We start from the raw sequence: 19,026 nt of genomic DNA, 5'->3' as shown, positions 1-19,026 counted from the left end.
ATTTCGGCTGGGTAACCGGTGACAGGACGGGCACTCCCCGCCGCCATGTCAGGTTCTTCCCAACGCATCACCATCAACGATATCGCCCGCATGGCCGGGGTCTCGAAAAAGACCGTCAGCCGGGTGATCAACAATTCCCCGCTGCTCGGTCAGGCCACGCGCGACAAGGTGGCGGCGGTGATCGCGCAGACCGGGTTCGTGCCCAATGCACAGGCGCGGGCGCTGGCGCTGCGCCGCAACTTCCTCGTCGCGCTGGCGCATGACAGCCGTGAACTGCCGCTCTCTGCGCTCACCGCGCAAGTGGCATGCGGCATCGAGTGGGCACTGGCCGGCGGCGAATATGCGCTGCTGCTCCAGCCGATCCCGGCAGTCGGCGGCGGCCCTGCCCTCGCCGCCTTCCTCGACCGGCACCACCCCGCCGCCATCGTCCTGCCGCCGCCGCTGTCTCAGGATAGCGCCCTGACCGATGCTTGCGCACATGCGGGCGTGGCCTGCATCCGCCTGGGCCCGGGCCGAGATAGCGCTGGAAAGGAAGCGGACGATCGCGCCGCCATGGCCGGAGCGGTGGACTGGCTGGTCGCAGCAGGGCACACCCGCATCGGGCTGGTCGCCGGGCCCGATACCTCGCTGCTGGCGCGGGAGCGCGAACTGGGTTTTCTCGATGCGATGGCCGATCACAGGCTCGATCGCGGGGCCATGCTGATCGAACCGGGGGACCTTTCGTTCGCCTCCGGAGTCCGCGCCGGGCGGCTGCTGCTGGCGGTCAGCCCGCGCCCCACCGCCATCCTCGCCTGCGACGATGCGATGGCGGCGGGCGTGCTGCGCGCAGCGTCAGAGGCCGAGGTCGCGGTTCCCGCAGAGCTGTCGGTCATCGGCTTTGACGACACACCGCTGGCCGAGCAACTGACCCCGCCCCTCGCCAGCATCGCCGTGTCATGGGACCGGCTTGCATGCGACGCCGTGCGCGCGGCCCTGCGTCTGGAGACACAAGGCGATGTGGCGACGGGCGAGATCCCGCCACCGACCGGGCTCATCGTCCGTGGATCGGCGGATTCGGCACCCGACAGCCAATTGAAACGCGGCCCGGCGCTCCTAGATCAGGAACGCGGCCTTGTACCGCCCCTCGCATAAGGACATGCCCCCGGTGAACGGTTTCAAGACGACGATGCTGCTGGCCACGCTGACCGCGCTGTTCATGGTGGTGGGCTATACCTTCGGCGGCAGCAGCGGGGCGGTGATCGCGCTGGTGGCGGCGGCGGGCATGAACCTTTTTACCTACTGGAACGCCGACAGCATCGTCCTGCGGATGCACAACGCGCGCGAGGTCGATGCCCGCAGCGCTCCGGAATTTCACGGGATCGTTGCCGAACTGGCGCGCCGGGCGGGACTGCCGATGCCCCGCGTCTACATTGTCGACAGCGCCAACCCGAATGCCTTCGCCACCGGTCGCAACCCCGAGAACGCCGCGGTCGCGGCGACCACCGGGCTGCTGGACATGCTCACCCCGGAAGAGGTCGCCGGGGTGATGGCGCATGAACTGGGCCATGTCCGCAACCGCGATACGCTGGTGATGACGATGGTCGCCACGATTGCCGGCGCGATTTCGATGATCGCCAATTTCGGCATGCTCTTCGGCGGTCATGGCGATAACCGGCCCCATCCGATGGCCGCGATCCTGACCGTGTTCATGGCTCCGTTCGCGGCGATGATCGTCCAGATGGCGATCAGCCGCACGCGCGAGTACGGTGCGGACAAGGCTGGCGCGGAAATCAGCGGCAACCCTCGCGCGCTGGCTTCGGCGCTGGCCAAGATCGCCGGACCGGCCCAGCAGGTCCCCGCCGCAGCGGTTGAGCGCAATCCGGCAGCGGCGCAGCTCTATATCGTTCCGACCCATGTCTCGGAACTGTTCTCCACCCATCCGGCGACGCAGAAGCGGATCGATGCGCTGGTGGCGCTGGAAGGCCAGGGGGCATCCCCGCCACGCCCAGCGGGCAATCTCGGTGCCGTTCCCCCTGCACGCCGCCCGATGTCGAGCGTGCCGCGCACCGGAACGGGCCCTGAAGCCGATCTAAGCGGCGGCCCGCGCCGCTCCAGTTCGGCGCTGGATCCCAACCGGCGGCGCTGATCGCCAAGTTGAAGCCGATCAGGCCGTCAGCGCCTGCACCAGCGAGCGGACTTTCTGCTGGCGCCACTGCGGCAGCGGCGCGACCAGCCAGTAGCCGTGGCGGCAGGCTGCTCGAGCACCGGCCACGGCCGCTTCAGGGGCCAGCCCCTGCGCCAGCAACGCCGGTACACGGGCGCGGCCCATACCGGCCAGCGCTGCCGATAGCGCTTGCCCGGCATCGGGGACCATGATCGGCGGCCGGTTATCGTCATTCCCGGTGGTTTCACCGGGCGTCGGATCGCCGGGCCAGCCGATCCAGTCCCCGGCTCCGATCTCCACCCACTCCGGCGAGCCCAGCGGCACGCCTTCCAGCTCGCCCGGCCCTTCGGTCCAGCGCACGGCAAGATCGAGGTTGGCTTCGGTAAAGTCAGTCAGCTCGCCGTCGACCAGAGCATAGCGGACATGGGGATTGTCGTTGCGGTAAGCGGTCAGCCGGTCGAGCAGCCAGCCAGCCAGAAATTCGCGCGGCGCGGCTATCGTCAGGACGTGGCTGGACTGGCCGGCCTGCATCGCCTGCACGGCGTCCTCGAAATGCAGGAACCCGGTACGCAACGCGGATAGCCCCGCGTTCGCTTCCTCCGTCAGTTCCAGGCCCTTGCTGGTGCGGCGAAACAGCACGACGCCAAGCACGTCTTCCAACGCACGGATCTGCTGACCGACCGCCGCCGGCGTCACCGCCAGTTCATCGGCAGCGCGGGTGAATGACAGGTGACGGGCGGCGGCATCGAAGACGCGCAGCGCATTGAGGGGCAAATGGGTACGCTTCATGCGCGATCCTCAGCCGTCGCGATGGCCATCACCCCGCCGTGGCGGGCGCGGCCAGCGGGAAAAACGGGATCAGCGCGCGCAGTTCCGTGCCGTTGCCGCGGCGGAAGACGTAATAGCCTTCCATGCTGCCGTGCGAAGTGGAAAGCGGGCATCCGGAAACGTAATCGTGGCTGCCGCCGGGCGGGATCGTTGGCTGTTCGCCAACCACGCCCTCGCCTTCGACGATGCTGACATCGCCGTTGCCATCGGTGATCTTCCAGCGGCGCGAGAGCAGCTTCAGCGCTTCATCGGCGTCATTCTCGATGCGGATGTGATAGACCCAAAACCACTTGCCCGCCTCGATGCGGGATTGCTCGGGCAGAAAATTGACGGCGACCCGCACCGTGATGCCGTCCGTGACGGCGGCGTGCTGGAAAAGTTCCTTCATAATCCGGCCAGCCTAACGCCGAATGAACCGGTCCACAACTCCATTGACCGCACCTGACCCTGCCGCCCGCCGCAATGCAGCACGGCGATCAGTCCAGGGCATCGGCACCACAGGTCAGCGTCCAGCGAAATCCTTCACGCGGATAGTCGACCGTCACTTGCGCCGAAAGCTTGACCCGGGGCACATCGACCATGATCCGCGAGCCGAAGCCCTTGCGCTGCGGCGGCGCGACCGCTGGTCCGCCCGCCTCGATCCAGCCGATGCGGAACTGGCCATCATCCAGCGCCCACGAAATCCGCACCCGTCCTTCGGGCACCGACAGCGCCCCGTATTTGAGCGCGTTCGTGCCCATTTCGTGGATCGCCATCGCCAGCGCTTCGGCCGCGCCGGGAGACAGCGGCACTTCGGGACCGTGGCACGTTACCTGTGCCCGCGAATCCCCGAGCGATCGCAACTGCCCCTCGACCATTTCGGAAACCGGAATGCGCGACCACGCCCGCCGCACCAGCACATCCTGATTGGCGGCCAGCCCCCGGATGCGCTGTTCGAGCTTGTCCACGAACTCTTCGCGATCCCCGTCGGTTCGCCGGGCCAGCGACTGGATGATCGCCAGCATATTCTTGCTGCGGTGGTTGACCTCTTGCAGCAGCAGTTCGATCCGCTGTTCGGCCTCGCGCATTTCCGTGACGTCGGTGTTGGTCCCGAACCAGAACATGATCTGCCCGTCATCATCGCGGATCGGCACCGCGCGTGATAGGAACCAGCGGTATTCGCCGTCGGCACCGCGCAATGGGAAGGTGTCCTCCCAGGACTCGCCACTGGCCAGGTGGGTTTGCCAAAGCAAAGTCACCCGATCGATGTGATCGGGATGGTGGACCTGGCTCCAGCCCCAGCCTTCCATCTGCGCCAGCGTGGTGCCGGTGTAATCGTACCAGCGCTTGTTGTACCAGAATATCCACCCGGTGCTGTCGGTGATCCAGGTTAGCTGCGAGATGTTGTCGGCCAGCAGGCGGAACCGCTGATCGGCATCGCGCAGTTGCAATTCGATGCGCTTGTGGTCGGTGATGTCGCGCGCGATCTTGCTGGCGGCGACGACGTTTCCCCCACTGTCCAGCACCGGCGACACGGTAACTGCCACGTGGACCTCGCTGTCGTCCTTGCGCAGGCGGACGGTTTCGAACGTCGGAACCCGGCGCTTGGCACCGATGTTCGCGATGATGTCGTCCTCTTCGCGCTGCCGGTCGGCCGGGATCAGGGTACGGATATTGCGGCCGACCATTTCGGCGGTGGTCCAGCCGAAAATCCGCTCGGCCGCCGCGTTCCACGAAAGCACCGTGCCGTCGAGCGCCTTGCCGACGATCGCGTCGTCGCTCGATTCGACGATCGCCGCCAGCAGCGCGGCCGGATCGGCGTGAGGCACGGTCCCGGTCAGAGCCCGGCCTTCGCGAACGCCTGATCGAGATCGGCGATCAGGTCGTCAGGGTCTTCCAGCCCGATGTTGATGCGCAGCATGCCCTCTGAAATCCCCATGGCCTCGCGTCCTTCCGGCCCCATGTTGTGATGGGTCGTAGAGGCCGGGTGACACATCAACGAACGAGAGTCGCCAATGTTGTTGGAGATATCGATCAATTCCAGACCATCGAGCACGGCGTGGGCCTGGGCCCGCCCGCCGTCGAGCACCATCGAGAAGATCGGGCCGCAATCGTCCATCTGCTTTTGCGCCAACGCCTTGGCCGGATGGCTGTCCAGCCAGGGGTGCAGGATGCGCGGCACCCGCGTTTCCACGAACTGGCCCACCTTGAGCGCGTTCTCGCTCTGCCGCTTCGCACGCAGGTCCAGCGTCTCCAGCCCCTTCAGCACCACCCAGGCGTTGAACGGCGACAGGTTGGGGCCGGTGTTGCGCTGGAACGGCAGCAGCTTCTCGTTGATGAACTGTTCGGTCCCGCAGACCGCGCCGGCCAGCACCCGACCCTGCCCGTCCATCAACTTGGTAGCCGAATAGGCGACCACATCAGCCCCGAACTCCAGCGGTCGCTGCAGCGCGGCAGTGCAGAAGGCGTTATCGATGACGGTAGTGATACCGTGCGCGCGGGCGAGGCCGCAGATGTATTCGAGGTCGGCCACGTCCATGGTCGGATTGGCCGGGGTCTCGAAGAAGAACACCTTGGTGTTCGGCCGGATCGCCGCTTCCCACGCGGCATTGTCGGTGGCGTCGATGACCGAAACCTCCACCCCGAAACGGGGCAGCAGGTGATCGCCCAGCCAGCGGCACGAACCGAACGCGGCGCGCGCGGTGACGATGTGGTCGCCCGCCGAAAGCTGGCAGAGCAGTGCCGCCGTCATCGCCGCCATCCCCGATGCCTGAGTGCGACACGCCTCCGCCCCTTCCAGCAACGCGATGCGTTCTTCCAGCATCGCCACGGTGGGGTTCTGCAGGCGCGAATAGGTCATGCCGTCCTGCTCACCGGCAAAGCGCGCGGCGACAGTGGCGGCATCGTCGTAGCTGTAGCCGGACGTGAGGAACAGCGCCTCGCTCGTCTCGCCCATTTCCGAACGCCAGGTGCCCCCGCGAATGGCGCGGGTAGCCGGTTTCCAGTTGCGGGTCTTGGTGCGGTCTTGTCCGGTCGTGCGTTTCATGGCGGCAGCATCTACGAGCGCAGCGGATGGAGCGCAAGCGGATCGCGCGCGCGGTGTACGTGTGGACCATTGCGCGTTTTCACAATCGCTCCTATCGCACGCGCCCGATGCAACTCGACCGCCGCCATGACCACGATCCATACGGCTGGTGCATCGCCATCGCGCTCGGTTTCCTTGCCCTCGCCCTGTGGCGGATCGGCGTGCCGACGCGCTACTACTTCGACGAAGTGCACTATGTCCCGGCGGCGCTCAAACTGCTGAAGATGATCCCGGCCAACCGCGAGCATCCGATGTTCGCCAAGGAAGTGCTGGCCGCCTCGATCCATTTCCTCGGCGATCGGCCGTTTGCCTGGCGCATCCCTTCGGTGATGCTCGGCACGCTGGGCTTGTTCGCGTTTTCGCGGAGCGTCTGGCACGCATCGAAGAACGGCTGGGCGACCGTTGCCGCCATGATCCTGCTGGCCACCAACTTCATGTGGTTCATCCAGAGCCGCATCGCCATGCTCGACATGACGATGGCATCGCTGGCGATGGTGGCGCTGTGGCAGTTCGGCGCGGCGCTGGACGCCGGATCGCCGGGCCGGGCGCGAGTGCGGCTGATGCTCGCCGGGCTGTGCATGGGCCTGTCGATCGGTGCCAAGTGGACCAGCGTGCCGGTGATGATCGTCCCCGGCCTCACCTTTCTGGTCCTGCGCCTGCGCGAGAGCGGCTGGCGGATCGTCGGCCGCTCGGGAGCCGGGCCGATGCCGGGCATCTCGCTGGCGGAAGCGGCGCTGTGGCTGGGGTTGTTCCCGCTGGCGGTCTACTGGCTGACCTACCTTCCGGCCATGTTCTACGATCGCAAGCCGGTGCTGCCGTTCGACTTCATCGGCCAGCACCTCAAGATGCTGAAATTGCAGGATAGCGTCACCAAGGCGCACCCCTATCGCAGCGTCTGGTACCAGTGGGTCACCGACTGGCGGCCGATCTGGTACCTGTTCGAGAACGTCGACGGTGCGCGGCGCGGGATTATCATGCTGGGCAACCCGCTGACGCTGCTCGCCGGGCTGCCGGCGGTATTCTGGGCCCTGTGGGCAGCGCTGCGCCACCGGCGTTACGACGCGCTGTACTTCGCCGTGCTGTACCTGCTGTGCATCGGCATGTGGGTGCACAACACCAAGCCGGTGCAGTTCTTCTACCACTACCTGCTCGCCGCGAGTTTCCTCATGGCGGTGCTGGCGCTGGCCCTTGAACAGGTCGCGCGCCGCAAGGGCCGCTGGCGCTGGCTGGGCGCGGGCACGGTGGCCGCCAGCGTGGCCCTGTTCGTGCTGTTCTACCCGATCATCGCCGGGTATCCGCTGCCGTACCTGAAGGCCTACAACTTCTGGATGTGGTCACCGACCTGGCGGTGAGCCGGGGCCTTGCGAAGTTTACAAAGGTTACAGTGTGTAACTTTCGTTCTTTGCGATATTTCAATTTTATATCAAGTATTTATTGGCGTTTTCCGAAAGTTACAGTTTGCGCGAAAAAATCGCGATTCGCGCGCTGTCGGAACCTGACGATGGGAAAGAGCCACGGCCACCATGCGCCGGGACAGGGTGCGTAGGAAACAGATATCGACGCGATCTACAGGTTTGACAGACCATCGCCCGTGATGCGGCGAAGCGCCGTCTTTGACCGCTGAGCGTGCTGTCAGTGACAACCTGCACCGGATCACCTTTCCGGATCGGCACGCTCGGGCCGCGATTCCCATAAAAAGAATGAGTTCGCGCAGAGACGCAGAGGCGCAGAGATGTCGCTCTGCGCCGCAGGCTTGAGCCATGTTTCAGCATCAAGACAAACGCTCCGTTGGAAGAGAATGCGGCGCTGCCGCAAGCGCGGCACCTTTGCGCCTCCGCGTCTCTGCGCGAACCCATTTGCCTGTTTCGGACCAGCCCGCCGGTTGGGGGGGGCGGTACCCCCTATTATCGTGCACCACGCGCGAACCGGGCAAAACGATGAATGGGCCCTGAAACAAGTTCAGGGCGACGAGGGCTTCCTGATCAGCGTTCTCAGGGCCGGCCACCACACCGCATTCCAACAACATCGTCATGCTGAACTCGTTTCAGCATCCATCAGGCAGAGCGGCGCTGTTCACGATCCGCGCGCAGGGCCGGAGCTTCAGCATCCGACCTTGGCGCTGCCTGCACGCAAGCCTCAATACTTGCCCCAGACGAACTTCGACGACAGCGCGAAATTCCATACCGAGCCCAGCACGATGCCGCCGACCACGGCGATCATCTCGTTGATGCCGATGGACTTGAGCACGGCAGCAGACCCGACGTTCGTGAGCAGGCCCAGCGAGCAGGTCAGCGCGAACTGGGCCCAGCCCTTCATCAGCGGGCCGAAACCGCGCAGGCGCTTGTCGGAATAGGTGAGTTCGTTGTTGAGGACGAAGTTGAACGTCATCGCCACGATCGCCGCCAGCGTGTTGGCGAGGATGAAATATTCGTTGCCGGAAAGCTGGGTGGACGCGAGGCTGTGGCCCAAGAGCGCCTTGATCGCATGCAGCGCCGCCACCTGCACCAGCACGCCGAGCGCGCCGACGGTGCCGAACAGGGCGAAGCGGGTCGGGATGAAGCGGCCCAGCCACTTGTCGTACAGTCCTACGAGGAATTCGAACACGACGGTCTGGTCCAGCTTGCTTTCGCCTTCCGCGCGGGCAGCGAAGTTGAGGGGGAATTCCTTGACCTTGAGCGGCCGGTCGACCGTGGCCAGGATGTCGAGAAGGATCTTGAAGCCGACCCCGGAAAGCCGGTGGGCATCGCCGCGCAGGGTTTCGGCGCGCAGCATGAAAAAGCCGCTCATCGGGTCGGTCAGTTCGACGCCGGTGACCTTGTTGGCGATCTTGTTGGCAAGGCCCGAGGCCTTGACGCGATCGGGCCGGCCCCAGGCTTCCGTGCTCGCCCCTTCGGCAAAGCGCGAGGCATAGGCAAGGTCAAACCCCTCCTGCGTCACCGCGCGCAGCATGCCGGGCAGCAGTGCCGGATCGTGCTGATGATCGGCGTCCATCACCGCGACCACGGGGGCGGCGGTGGAGCACATGCCCTCGATCGCGGCACTCGACAGGCCACGCCGGCCGATGCGCTGGATGCAGCGCACGCGCGGGTTCGACAGCGACAGCCGGCGCACTTCGTCCGAAGTGCCGTCCGGGCTGTTATCGTCCACGAACACCGCTTCCCAGGCGATCCCGGCCAGCGCCGCTTCCAGCCGCTCGACCATGGTGGCGACGTTTTTGCGCTCGTTGAAAGTCGGCAGCACGACCGCGAGTTCGAGCGGGCGGCTGGCGGCATCGACGGCCTGGCTGAGATCCGATCCGGAAATGGTCATGCGCCCCGTATTAGGTAGTAAACCTCAAGAAACCATTGCCCGCGTGTTAGCCGCGTTTATGGCGCATGTTACAGGCGCGCAAGCACCGCGTCACCGATTTCGCGGGTCCCGGCGCTGCCGCCCAGATCGCCGCCCTTGATGCCGTCGGCCAGCGCGGCTGCCACTGCCGCCTCGATCCGCGCTGCCTGATCTTCAAGGCCGAAGCTGTGGCGCAGCAGCATGGCCGCCGACAGGATCGTCGCCATCGGATTGGCGAGGCCCTTGCCGGCGATGTCCGGCGCGGAACCGTGGATCGGCTCGTAAAGTCCGAACGACGTCTCCGCCAGGCTGGCCGAGGCGAGCAGGCCGATCGAGCCCACGCACATGCTGGCCTGATCGCTGAGGATATCGCCGAAGAGATTGCCGGTGACGATCACGTCGAACGCGCCGGGGTTCTTCACGAGCTGCATCGCCGCATTGTCGACGTACATGTGGGTCAGTTCCACCTCGGGATACTCGGCCGCGACCTCGATCATCACATCGCGCCACAACTGCGAGGTTTCCAGCACGTTGGCCTTGTCCACCGAGCACAGCTTCTTGCCGCGGCCCATGGCGGCCTTGAAACCGACATGGGCGATGCGGCGCACTTCGTCCTCGGCGTAGGACATCATGTCCCAGCCCTGGCGGCGGCCGTCGTCCAGCGTGCGCATGCCCTTTTCGCCGAAGTATACGTCGCCGTTCAGTTCGCGCACGATCAGGAGGTCGATCTTTTCGGCCACTTCGGCGCGCAGGGTGGTCAGGCTCTCAAGGCCCTGGAATACCCGCGCCGGGCGCAGGTTAGCGAAAAGGCCCAGTTCCTTGCGCAGGCCCAGGATCGCCTGCTCCGGGCGCAGCGCGCGCTCCAGATGATCGAGCGTGAAATCGCCCACCGCGCCGAACAGGATGGCACCGGCCGAGCGCGCGGTTTCCAGAGTGGCGGCCGGCAGCGGATGGCCGTGCTTGCGATAGGCCGCGCCGCCGACATCGCCTGCGACCAGTTCGAGACCGGGCAGGCCCAGTGCTTCGAGCACGCGGACGGCCTGTTCGGTCACTTCGGGGCCGATCCCGTCGCCTGCAAAGACCGCGATACGCATTGCCTGTTCCTTTGTCCGTCAACCGCCCTCGATGCGCGCCAGCCGGGCACGCAGGGAATCGCGCGCCGCCATAACATCCGTTCGGCAATGGGCAAGCGGGTTGCGCGCCAGCGCCGGGCCGAGCCGGTCGAACGCGGCCAGCACGGCGCTCCAGTCCGCCGGGTCGGGCCGCCCGACCGGCACGCCGAAGCCCAGCTCGCGCAGCAGCAGCACTTCGTACCCCAGCAGCGCCACCGTCCAGCCGCGCGCCGATGGCGACACGGTGATCGCGTCCAGCAGCGCGGCCAGCGCGGCGAACAGCGGCGGATGGGGCTGATGTTCGGGCAGGGCCGCGGCGGTCAGCGCGGTGGCCCAGGCGATCGCGGCGGCCGGCAGCGGCTCGCTCAGCCAAGGCCCCCGGCTGGTGACCAGTTCGATCCGCGCGAACGGCAATTGCCCGGCGGCGCGGGCGCGGATATCGGCTTCGACCAGATTGCCCGGCAGCAGCACCGGCCGCAACTGCCGCCCCCGGCCCCCGGCGACATAGGCCCCCACCAACCCCGCTTCGGCCGTCAGCAGGCGGGCGATGGCGGCGGTCTCACCGTGCGAACGGGTAGCGCAGACTATGGCGGGCGCGCGCAAATGCATGGCAGGGCTGTGAACCGTTACGCGCGGGGCTGCAAGCGAGGGTCGGTTTGCGATATAACGCTGGAGGGAGACGGAAAGCGGGAGCCCGGGTCAAGCCCGGGCCGACGAAGATTGGGGGGCCAAGCTTATGCCCCACCCCTCCCCACTTCGTCGTCCCGAACCTGATCCGGGACCCGCTTGTTAACGAGACTGCAGATCAACGATGCAGAACAACGCATTGTAATTGCGACGAATTGCAACAAATCTTTACAACACTAAGTGCAAACCGCAGCTTGCTCATGCTCGGTTCCGGCGCACGCCTCGCATGCCTCGCCCGCCGCGCGTTCAGCGGCTTTGTCCCTGGCGATCAAAGGATTTTCGCCGCGCCCCATCGTCCAGTTGCGGCCCAGCCGCACGGTCGGGTTAGGGGCGCACCAGATCTCGCCCGAATTGTCGAGCGCGGTGACCCAGATCAGATTGTGTTCCTGGCCATAGTCGATCATGCCGATCGCATAGCCGTCGCCCTTGCCTAGGACGTGAAGGGGAATGGTGGGGTTGAGCTGTGTGAACATCATGAACCTCAGGAAGGGTTTACGATGTTCAACGCCGCCTTGCCGATTGCGTTCCCCGGTAACGCTCAGCCGTTCCTGGCTTCCAGCGCGGCGACACGCGCCTTGAGGGCTTCGGCCTCTTCGCGGGCGGTGGCGGCAAGCTGCTTGACCGCGTCGAATTCCTCGCGGGTGACATAGTCCATGTCGCCCATGAATTCCTTGAACTTCTCGCGCGCGTTTTCCCGCGCTTCGCGGCCCATCCCGGCGAGCGTGCCGGCCGCGCTGTTCATCATCTTCACGAAATCGGCGACGAAGGGATTTTCGCTTTGCATGGGTTTTTACTCTTGTCCGGTTAGATTTCGAAGCGCTCGACCGCCGCCGGGGCTTCCGCCCCGTCCAGTGCCGGATTGGCTTCCAGGAATGCCCAGTTGAGGTAAGTCGCGAAGAGCACCCAGACAAGATAGGGAACCAGCAGCCACGCCGCCAGCGGGCGGATGCGGCGAAAGAAAAAGATCGTGGCGATCAGCGCCAGATCGAGCAGGCCGATGACGATCAGCCCGCCGGTGATGTGATGCCCGCCGAAAAACACCGGCGACCACGCAAGGTTGAGCGCGAACTGTACCGCGAACGCGCCTGCCGCAACCGTCCGCCCCCGCGCCCCGCGCGCGGCGATGACCATCGCCAGCGCCAGACCCATCATCACGTAGAGCGTGCTCCACACCAGCGGGAACACCAGCGGCGGCGGATAGGCGGCCGGCTTGACCAGCGCGGCGAACCACGGATTGTCCGGCCCGCTGACCGAAGCCTTGCCCGAAAGGAAGCCGAGCAGCAGGCACAACGGGACGCAGACCAGCGACCAGCGCAGCAGGCTGGCGCGCAGTTGCGCGGGGCTTGCCAGGAAATTCATCGGACCATGCCCTTCAAGCTGACCTCACCGTCCCGAATCACAGCGTCTTGCCCAGCGTTATTGGGTGCGTTCCGGCGTTGTGCAATCGTTCCGCATAGGCGCGGGCGCGCGGCGATGCGTCATTTCGAACCATTTCCCCGCCATGCGGACACCAGAAACTCGACATTGCCCTCCGGCCCGGTGATCGGGCTTTCGACGATGCCGTCGATCGTCCAGCCCCCGGCTTCGAGCCAGCCGCGCACCTCGCCGCAGACGCGCGCGTGCAGTTCGGGATCGCGCACCACCCCGCCCTTGCCCACTTCGCCACGCCCTACCTCGAACTGCGGCTTGATCAGCGCCACCAGCCGGCAATCGGGCGCGGCAAGCCGCAACGGCACTTCCAGCACTTTGGCGAGGCCGATGAAGCTGGCATCGCAGACCACCCAGTTGCACGCTTCGTCGATATGCTGAGGGGTGAGGATACGGGCGCTGGTCTGCTCCAGCACGGTCACGCGCGGGTCCTGGCGCAACTTCCAGGCAAGCTGGTTCGTCCCGGAATCGACTGCGAAGACGCGCCGCGCGCCATTGGTCAGCAGCACATCGGTGAAGCCGCCGGTCGAACTGCCGATGTCCATCGCCACCGCCCCGGAGGGGTCGAGCGCGAAATGGGCGATCGCATGGGCCAGCTTGATGCCGCCGCGCGAAACCCAGGGATGATCGCGCCCGCGCACGTCCAGCACCGTATCGCTGCGCACCTGCTGGCCCGGCTTTTCGATCTTGGCCTCGCCGCTGAACACCAGCCCGGCCAGCACCAACGCCTGCGCCCGGGTCCGGCTTTCGGCCAGCCCGCGATCGACCAGCAACTGATCGACACGCGCCTTGGCCGGCGGCTTGCGCGGCCGGTCTGGCGCATCTGACGGGGCGGAAGGGGTCATCGGTCGCATCAAGCCTTGTGAGGGAGGGCGTGTCATTCCATACCGCAAGGATGAAGGCAAATCCGCGCGTCCGCCCTGTCCCGTCCCTGTCCCGCCGCTATCGTCTTCCCTGCATGGCCGGGCTCGCCGTGCTGGCGGGATTGAGCGGCTGTTCCGAACGGCAGGTGATCCCGCGCCCGACGCCGACGCCCACCCCCACGTCGGCGAGCAGACTGCCCCCCGCCCTGCCCGCTCCCGTCACCCCGCGCGCACCCGCCACCGCCCGGCCTGCCGCGCCGCCGCCGCGCGCACCCGCCGCCACAGGATGGATCGACCTGCCGGCAACGCCCGGAAACTGGGTCTGGCGGCCGCTGCCCGGCGGTTCGCAAGCGGTCTTCGCCGACGGCCAGTTCACCCTGCGGTGCGACGCGGTGGCGCGTACCGTCACGCTGATCCGCGCCGGCACCGCGAGCGGCCCCGCAACGATGACGGTATCCACCACCGGCTCCAGCCGATCGCTGACCGCCCAGCCGCAAGCCGATGGCCTTTCGGCGGTGCTGACGGCGCGCGATCCGCTGCTCGATGCGATGGCCTTCAGCCGCGGCCGGTTCGCCATTGCGGTGCCGGGAATGCCGCTTTTGTCGATTCACAACTGGGCCGAAGTGGGGCGCGTGATCGAGGATTGCCGGTAGGCGGCGCGGGCCGTTTCAGGGGCCCTTTCAAGGCTGGGGAAAACCGGCCCGAAGTGCTGATAATGACCGCAAAAAAATTGATTGCAAGACTTGTTGTGCGCTGCGGAATCGGACACAAATTCAATCAAGACGAAGGGAACCGGGAAACGCGCCCAGGAACTCCTGAAGTCCCGGCCGCATTCTTGCGGTGATCTTGGCTCAACAGCGCGAAAGGAGGTGATCCGATGTCTCATGGTTCAGCAGAGAGGTCGGCAATTTCCGTCGCGGAGCATTATCGCTAAAGTCTTCCAACTAGCGATAAAGGCTTCGCTGGCGGCACTTCCCGGCCGCTGACCATGCGAAGGGCCGTACCGGACTACCGGTGCGGCCCTTCTCATTTGGGCCTTGCTCAATCCACCATGGAAACCCCACCATGCGCGCCTTGCCCGCGTTCCTGATCATGGCCATGATCGAAGGCGTTTTCGTTTTTGCGGTCGCGTGGCTGGCGAACCGGCTGCTTCGCCAGACCGGCCGGGCAGCGCGCATCCGGGCGATGGTGATCGCCTGCACCGCTTGGATCGCATTTCTCTCTGGCGGCTATCTGCTGACAGGCGGCAGCGGCGCGCTGATGGAAGGCATGGGACTGATCATCGTGCTGGCGGCGGCCTGCGTGGCGGGGACGCTGCTGGCGACGATTTTATGGGTTTCGCGTGGGTAAGCCGCTTTCTATTCTCCGAACATGCGGGCCTGCGCGGACTCGATCTCTTCCAGATAGCGGCGCCGGACAAAGTTTTCTGAGACGACGCCGACAACCTTTCCATCCTTATCAACGATGGCCAGTTCATCGGCCATCGATGTTTTGAAGACGGCCAGCACCTCCTTGATCCCGACCTCTGGCAAGAGCATGGTCTTGCGAAGCGTCGCAAGTTCCGACACCGGGCGGTGCGGATCGAGATCCGGAGCATAGGCGGCGGCGGTCGGCACAATGCCGTGATAGGCACCGTCCTCGCCCACCAGGATCGCCTTGCTGGTCGATCCGATCGGGACCGCCACCCGAAACTCGGTCACGGTCGCGGCAACCGGCACCGATTTCCAATCGCGCCGCATCATCCGCGCCGCCGTCAGGGACAGCATCCAGCCGATGTCGCGCGGCCCCTTGATGGCGGAGCCGCGCACGTGCAGCCGCCAGGTGGAGAACGAATAGCCGAACACCTCGCGGGTGACGGCGGTCGACAGCAGCGATGCAGTTAGAACGACGGCCATCAGCGCAAAGTTGTGCGTCGTCTCCAGCATCAACATTGCCAGCGTCATCGGCCCGCCGACGATCGCCACGCTGAGCGCCGCCATGCCCACCAAGGCCGCATCGGTCGGCACCAGGGCCAGTCCCCACGGGTTGAGATTAAACGCGAGGCCATAGGCCTGCCCGATCAGCGAGCCCAAGAACAGGGATGCAAAGAACAGACCACCGCGAAACCCGCTGGCCAGCGAAATCACTGAAGCGGCGATCTTAAGGACCAGCACCACCAGCAGGAACGTCAGCGACGGATGCAGCATGAGGTCGATGTGCAAGGCCCCGTGCCCAGCGGAAAGCGTCTGGGGCGAAACCAGCGCCAACGGCATCAGCAGCACGCCGCCCGCGACCGGCCGCCAGCGATGCGGCACCGGCACCCTTTGCGCCCAGCGTTCGGCCAGTGTGACCAACCGCATGATCACGATGCCGAGCCCGGCACAGACAACGCCGAGCACAGCATAGGCGAGGTAATCGAGCAGGGTGAAGCTGCCCGATACCGTCGCCAGCAGATAGGGCTCCACCCCAAGCAAGCGCATGACCACGCTGCTCGTCAGACTGGCCGCGATTACCGGGGCGACATAGGCCGACGTATAAGTGCCGATCACGATCTCGAAGGCATAGAACGCACCGGTCAGCGGCGCGCCGAAAGCGGTGCCCACTGCCGCACCGGCCCCCGCTCCGACCAGCGTGCGCAAGTCCTCGCGGCGCAGGCTCAGCCATTGCCCCAACAGCGAAGCGATCCCCCCGCCCACCTGCGCATAAGTTGCCTCCAGCCCCACAGACGCTCCGCAGCCATTAGAAACGATCGTCTGCGCGGCAATCACCACATTGTCCGATGCGGGGATCCGGCCACCGTGCAGGGCATTGGCCTCGACCACGTCGATCGGCGCGCGCCGACGCCGTGCGACCACCCGGTCGATCAAGGCCAGGGCCAGTCCACCCGCCGGCAAGGCCAGCAGCTTCCAGAAATGGCGGATCGATCCCAGCGCGCTCAACCGGTTAATCGTGACACCGTAGAACATATGCTGCAGCGAATGGGCCAGCCACCCTTGCGCCACGGTGGCCACACCTGCGGCCGCCCCCACGATCGTCGCCAGCACCACGAACGCCGCCTCGCTCGATCGCAACCACTGGCGTGCGTGGACAACAGCCCGGCGGATCAGATGCGGTCGGATGAACAGCATGAACGAAGCTGCTCGGACCGAACTGCGCAAAGGTCAAGGGGTTGTCAGCCCGACACAAGCGCTTATCATCGCTGGAGCATTTCCCTCCCCGGCCGCTGGTGCTAAGACAAAAGATAACTAACTGAAAATTTCTTTTCGGTTGCGCATTTTGTAATTTTAATTCAAAGCGCCCCGATCTGAACAATCGAGGATTCGTGTTCCCATGGCGACTCTCGCCGCAGAAGGCCTGACTTTTACCGCCCTCCCGCTTGCCAGCCCCACCAGCGACGAGGCGCGCGCCGCCGTTCTCGCCAATCCCGGCTTCGGCACCCACTTCACCGATCACATGGTGGTCATCGAATGGAGCGAGGGCGAAGGCTGGCACGATGCGGTCATCGGTCCCCGCCAGCCGATCGCGCTCGATCCCGCCGCGGCGGTGCTGCACTATGCCCAGGAAATCTTCGAAGGCCTGAAGGCGTACAAGCAGGCCGACGGCACCATTTCGCTGTTCCGCCCCGAAGCCAATGCCGCGCGCTTCAATGCCTCGGCCCGTCGCCTTGCCATGCCCGAACTGCCCGAATCGCTGTTTATCGCCGCGATCGAGGAACTGGTGAAGGCCGATGCCGGCTGGATCCCGTCGGCCGAAGGGGCTTCGCTGTACCTGCGCCCGTTCATGATCGCGACCGAGGCGTTCCTGGGCGTGCGCCCGGCCAAGCAGTACAAGTTCATCGTCATCGCCAGTCCCGCCGGCAACTACTTCAAGTCCGGCGCGCCCGCAGTTTCGATCTGGGTTTCGGACTATACCCGCGCCGCGCCCGGCGGCACCGGGGCGGCCAAGTGCGGTGGCAACTATGCCGCCAGCCTGGTGCCCCAGGCCGAAGCGCTGGCGCGCGGTCACGATCAGGTCGTCTTCCTTGATGCCGCCGAACACAAGTGGATCGAGGAACTGGGCGGCATGAACCTCTACTTCGTGTTCGATGACGGGACGCTGGTCACCCCGCCGCTGAGCGGCACGATCCTGCCCGGCATCACCCGCGACAGCCTGCTGGCGCTGGCCCGCGACGAAGGCCTGACCGTGCGCGAGGAGCGCTACAGCCTTGACCAGTGGCGTGATGACGCCACCAGCGGCAAGCTGATCGAGACCTTCGCCTGCGGCACCGCCGCCGTCGTCACCGCCGTCGGTCGCGTCGTCGGCCGCGATGGTGAATTCACCGTCGGCTCGGGCGGGCCGGGCCAGCTTACCGGCAAGCTCAAGGCCCGGCTGGTCGCCATCCAGCGCGGCGAGGCCCCCGATCCGCATGGCTGGGTGCGCAAGATCGCCTGACTTTCCGCCATAGCGCCCTTGCCCTGCGGCCCGCCGAACCTACCTGAGGGGGACATTCCCGCCCCCTCAGGAGATCGCCCTTGTCCGCCACTTACACCCCGCCGCGCGTCTGGACCTGGGACAAGGAGTCCGGCGGCCAGTTCGCCAACATCAACCGCCCCGTCTCCGGTGCCACGCACGACAACGAGCTGCCGCGCGGAGAACACCCGTTCCAGCTCTATTCGATGGGCACGCCGAACGGCCAGAAAGTCTCGATCCTGTTCGAGGAACTGCTGGCGGCCGGGATCGCCGGAGCCGAGTATGATGCCTGGCTGATCCAGATCGGCGAAGGCGACCAGTTCGGCTCGGGCTTTGTGTCCATCAACCCCAATTCCAAGATCCCCGCGCTGCTCGACTGTTCGGGCGAAACGCCGTTCCGGGTGTTCGAATCGGGCGCGATCCTGCTCCATCTCGCCGAAAAGTTCGGGCGGTTCCTGCCCACCGGCAGCGCGGCACGGGCGGAATGCCTGTCGTGGCTGATGTGGCAGATGGGCAGCGCGCCGATGATCGGCGGCGGCTTCGGCCACTTCTTCGCCTATGCGCCCGAAAAGTTCGAATACCCGATCAACCGCTTCGCCATGGAAGCCAAACGCCTGCTCGACGTGGCCGACAAGCGGTTGGCTGAGAGCGCCTATCTGGCCGGAGACGATTACACCGTGGCGGATATCGCCGCCTGGCCGTGGATCGGCCGGCTGGCACTGGGCCAGACATACGTGGGCGCAGACGAATTTCTCGACACCGCCAGCTACGAACACCTCAACCGCTGGGCCCGCACGATCGCCGATCGCCCGGCCGTACAACGCGGCGTCATAGTCAACCGCAAGGGCGACGGCCTGCTACCGGAACGGCACAGCGCGGCGGATATCGACGCCGTTCTTCGCGCATAACCGCAAAAGAAGCCTTTTCAGGACCGGAGAGAGGCGTTAAGCGCCCCTCTCCCGCTGGGGCGTCGCCAAGTGGTAAGGCACCGGTTTTTGGTACCGGCATTCGCAGGTTCGAATCCTGCCGCCCCAGCCAGCTATCACAATTCGCACAAATCTGCGCTTTTCGGCAGCACCTGACCGGAGCGGATTTCGTTCGAGAGGCTTGCTGTCACGGTCCCGGTCGGGTCTTTCGGGGTGCAGC

19 protein-coding genes and 1 tRNA gene are annotated in these 19,026 nt (G+C 65.8%); 8 read left to right on the top strand and 12 right to left on the bottom strand.

The annotated features are described in order from the left end of the window. Window positions 1-45 precede the first annotated feature (45 nt). Both IE122_RS07880 and htpX read left to right on the top strand, forming a co-directional pair. Window positions 46-1,131 (top strand): LacI family DNA-binding transcriptional regulator, encoded by a 1,086-nt coding sequence (locus tag IE122_RS07880; protein WP_189620618.1) that lies wholly within the window; start codon window positions 46-48, stop codon window positions 1,129-1,131. Between the two features lie 13 nt (window positions 1,132-1,144). Continuing rightward, entirely contained in the window at window positions 1,145-2,125 is a 981-nt protein-coding gene (gene htpX, locus IE122_RS07875; protein WP_189620617.1) for a zinc metalloprotease HtpX, read from the top strand. A gap of 18 nt (window positions 2,126-2,143) precedes the next feature. Here the strand turns inward: htpX and IE122_RS07870 are convergent, their stop codons facing one another. The 4 genes from IE122_RS07870 to IE122_RS07855 form a co-directional block, all read right to left on the bottom strand. After that, a complete protein-coding gene (locus IE122_RS07870; protein ID WP_189620616.1) occupies window positions 2,144-2,932 on the bottom strand; it encodes a LysR family transcriptional regulator in 789 nt (262 codons plus the stop codon). Window positions 2,933-2,960: 28 nt separating this feature from the next. Further along, window positions 2,961-3,359 carry a Co2+/Mg2+ efflux facilitator ApaG/CorD gene (apaG, locus tag IE122_RS07865; RefSeq protein ID WP_189620615.1) on the bottom strand — a complete coding sequence of 133 codons (399 nt, stop codon included), beginning with the start codon at window positions 3,357-3,359 and terminating at the stop codon, window positions 2,961-2,963. An 88-nt stretch (window positions 3,360-3,447) separates the two neighbouring features. Beyond that, window positions 3,448-4,779 carry a PAS domain-containing HWE histidine kinase family protein gene (locus tag IE122_RS07860; RefSeq protein WP_229813894.1) on the bottom strand — a complete coding sequence of 444 codons (1,332 nt, stop codon included), beginning with the start codon at window positions 4,777-4,779 and terminating at the stop codon, window positions 3,448-3,450. 8 nt (window positions 4,780-4,787) lie between these two features. Next, window positions 4,788-5,996, bottom strand: coding sequence for a trans-sulfuration enzyme family protein (locus tag IE122_RS07855; RefSeq protein ID WP_189620614.1), 1,209 nt, complete (start codon window positions 5,994-5,996; stop codon window positions 4,788-4,790). A gap of 107 nt (window positions 5,997-6,103) precedes the next feature. Between IE122_RS07855 and IE122_RS07850 the strand changes: the two genes are divergently transcribed. After that, window positions 6,104-7,387: a dolichyl-phosphate-mannose--protein mannosyltransferase gene (locus tag IE122_RS07850; RefSeq protein ID WP_189620613.1), complete on the top strand. Its 1,284-nt coding sequence runs from the start codon at window positions 6,104-6,106 to the stop codon at window positions 7,385-7,387. Window positions 7,388-8,171: 784 nt separating this feature from the next. On the opposite strand, the gene IE122_RS07845 is transcribed toward IE122_RS07850, so the two are convergent. From IE122_RS07845 to IE122_RS07815, 7 genes are all read right to left on the bottom strand, one after another. Then, window positions 8,172-9,344: a glycosyltransferase gene (locus tag IE122_RS07845; protein WP_189620612.1), complete on the bottom strand. Its 1,173-nt coding sequence runs from the start codon at window positions 9,342-9,344 to the stop codon at window positions 8,172-8,174. A gap of 68 nt (window positions 9,345-9,412) precedes the next feature. Beyond that, complete coding sequence (gene leuB / locus IE122_RS07840) at window positions 9,413-10,456, bottom strand: 3-isopropylmalate dehydrogenase (protein ID WP_189620611.1); 1,044 nt, start codon at window positions 10,454-10,456, stop codon at window positions 9,413-9,415. Window positions 10,457-10,474: 18 nt separating this feature from the next. Then, window positions 10,475-11,083, bottom strand: coding sequence for a recombination protein O N-terminal domain-containing protein (locus tag IE122_RS07835; protein WP_189620610.1), 609 nt, complete (start codon window positions 11,081-11,083; stop codon window positions 10,475-10,477). A 254-nt stretch (window positions 11,084-11,337) separates the two neighbouring features. Continuing rightward, window positions 11,338-11,637, bottom strand: a complete 300-nt coding sequence (locus tag IE122_RS07830; protein ID WP_189620609.1) for a hypothetical protein — start codon at window positions 11,635-11,637, stop codon at window positions 11,338-11,340. A gap of 62 nt (window positions 11,638-11,699) precedes the next feature. After that, window positions 11,700-11,945 (bottom strand): accessory factor UbiK family protein, encoded by a 246-nt coding sequence (locus tag IE122_RS07825; RefSeq protein WP_189620608.1) that lies wholly within the window; start codon window positions 11,943-11,945, stop codon window positions 11,700-11,702. A 20-nt stretch (window positions 11,946-11,965) separates the two neighbouring features. Further along, window positions 11,966-12,520 carry a TspO/MBR family protein gene (locus IE122_RS07820; protein ID WP_189620607.1) on the bottom strand — a complete coding sequence of 185 codons (555 nt, stop codon included), beginning with the start codon at window positions 12,518-12,520 and terminating at the stop codon, window positions 11,966-11,968. A gap of 119 nt (window positions 12,521-12,639) precedes the next feature. Continuing rightward, entirely contained in the window at window positions 12,640-13,434 is a 795-nt protein-coding gene (locus tag IE122_RS07815; RefSeq protein ID WP_189620606.1) for a TlyA family RNA methyltransferase, read from the bottom strand. 113 nt (window positions 13,435-13,547) lie between these two features. Between IE122_RS07815 and IE122_RS07810 the strand changes: the two genes are divergently transcribed. Beyond that, window positions 13,548-14,105 carry a hypothetical protein gene (locus tag IE122_RS07810; protein ID WP_189620605.1) on the top strand — a complete coding sequence of 186 codons (558 nt, stop codon included), beginning with the start codon at window positions 13,548-13,550 and terminating at the stop codon, window positions 14,103-14,105. Between the two features lie 412 nt (window positions 14,106-14,517). After that, a complete protein-coding gene (locus IE122_RS07805) occupies window positions 14,518-14,802 on the top strand; it encodes a hypothetical protein (RefSeq protein WP_189620604.1) in 285 nt (94 codons plus the stop codon). A gap of 8 nt (window positions 14,803-14,810) precedes the next feature. Here IE122_RS07805 and IE122_RS07800 read toward each other — a convergent pair whose 3' ends face one another. Beyond that, window positions 14,811-16,559, bottom strand: coding sequence for a chloride channel protein (locus tag IE122_RS07800; protein WP_189620603.1), 1,749 nt, complete (start codon window positions 16,557-16,559; stop codon window positions 14,811-14,813). 202 nt (window positions 16,560-16,761) lie between these two features. Between IE122_RS07800 and IE122_RS07795 the strand changes: the two genes are divergently transcribed. From IE122_RS07795 to IE122_RS07785, 3 genes are all read left to right on the top strand, one after another. Next, a complete protein-coding gene (locus IE122_RS07795) occupies window positions 16,762-17,862 on the top strand; it encodes a branched-chain amino acid aminotransferase (RefSeq protein WP_189620602.1) in 1,101 nt (366 codons plus the stop codon). A gap of 80 nt (window positions 17,863-17,942) precedes the next feature. Continuing rightward, the gene (yghU, locus tag IE122_RS07790) at window positions 17,943-18,788 is read left to right on the top strand and encodes a glutathione-dependent disulfide-bond oxidoreductase (RefSeq protein ID WP_189620601.1); all 846 of its coding nucleotides are present in this window, start codon (window positions 17,943-17,945) and stop codon (window positions 18,786-18,788) included. 55 nt (window positions 18,789-18,843) lie between these two features. Then, window positions 18,844-18,918 (top strand) — tRNA-Gln (locus IE122_RS07785). The last annotated feature ends 108 nt before the right edge of the window (window positions 18,919-19,026 follow it).

Origin of the sequence: Novosphingobium colocasiae (assembly GCF_014652555.1) — a bacterium.
Taxonomy (GTDB): domain Bacteria; phylum Pseudomonadota; class Alphaproteobacteria; order Sphingomonadales; family Sphingomonadaceae; genus Novosphingobium; species Novosphingobium colocasiae.
This window is presented reverse-complemented; position numbering and strand designations above follow the sequence as displayed.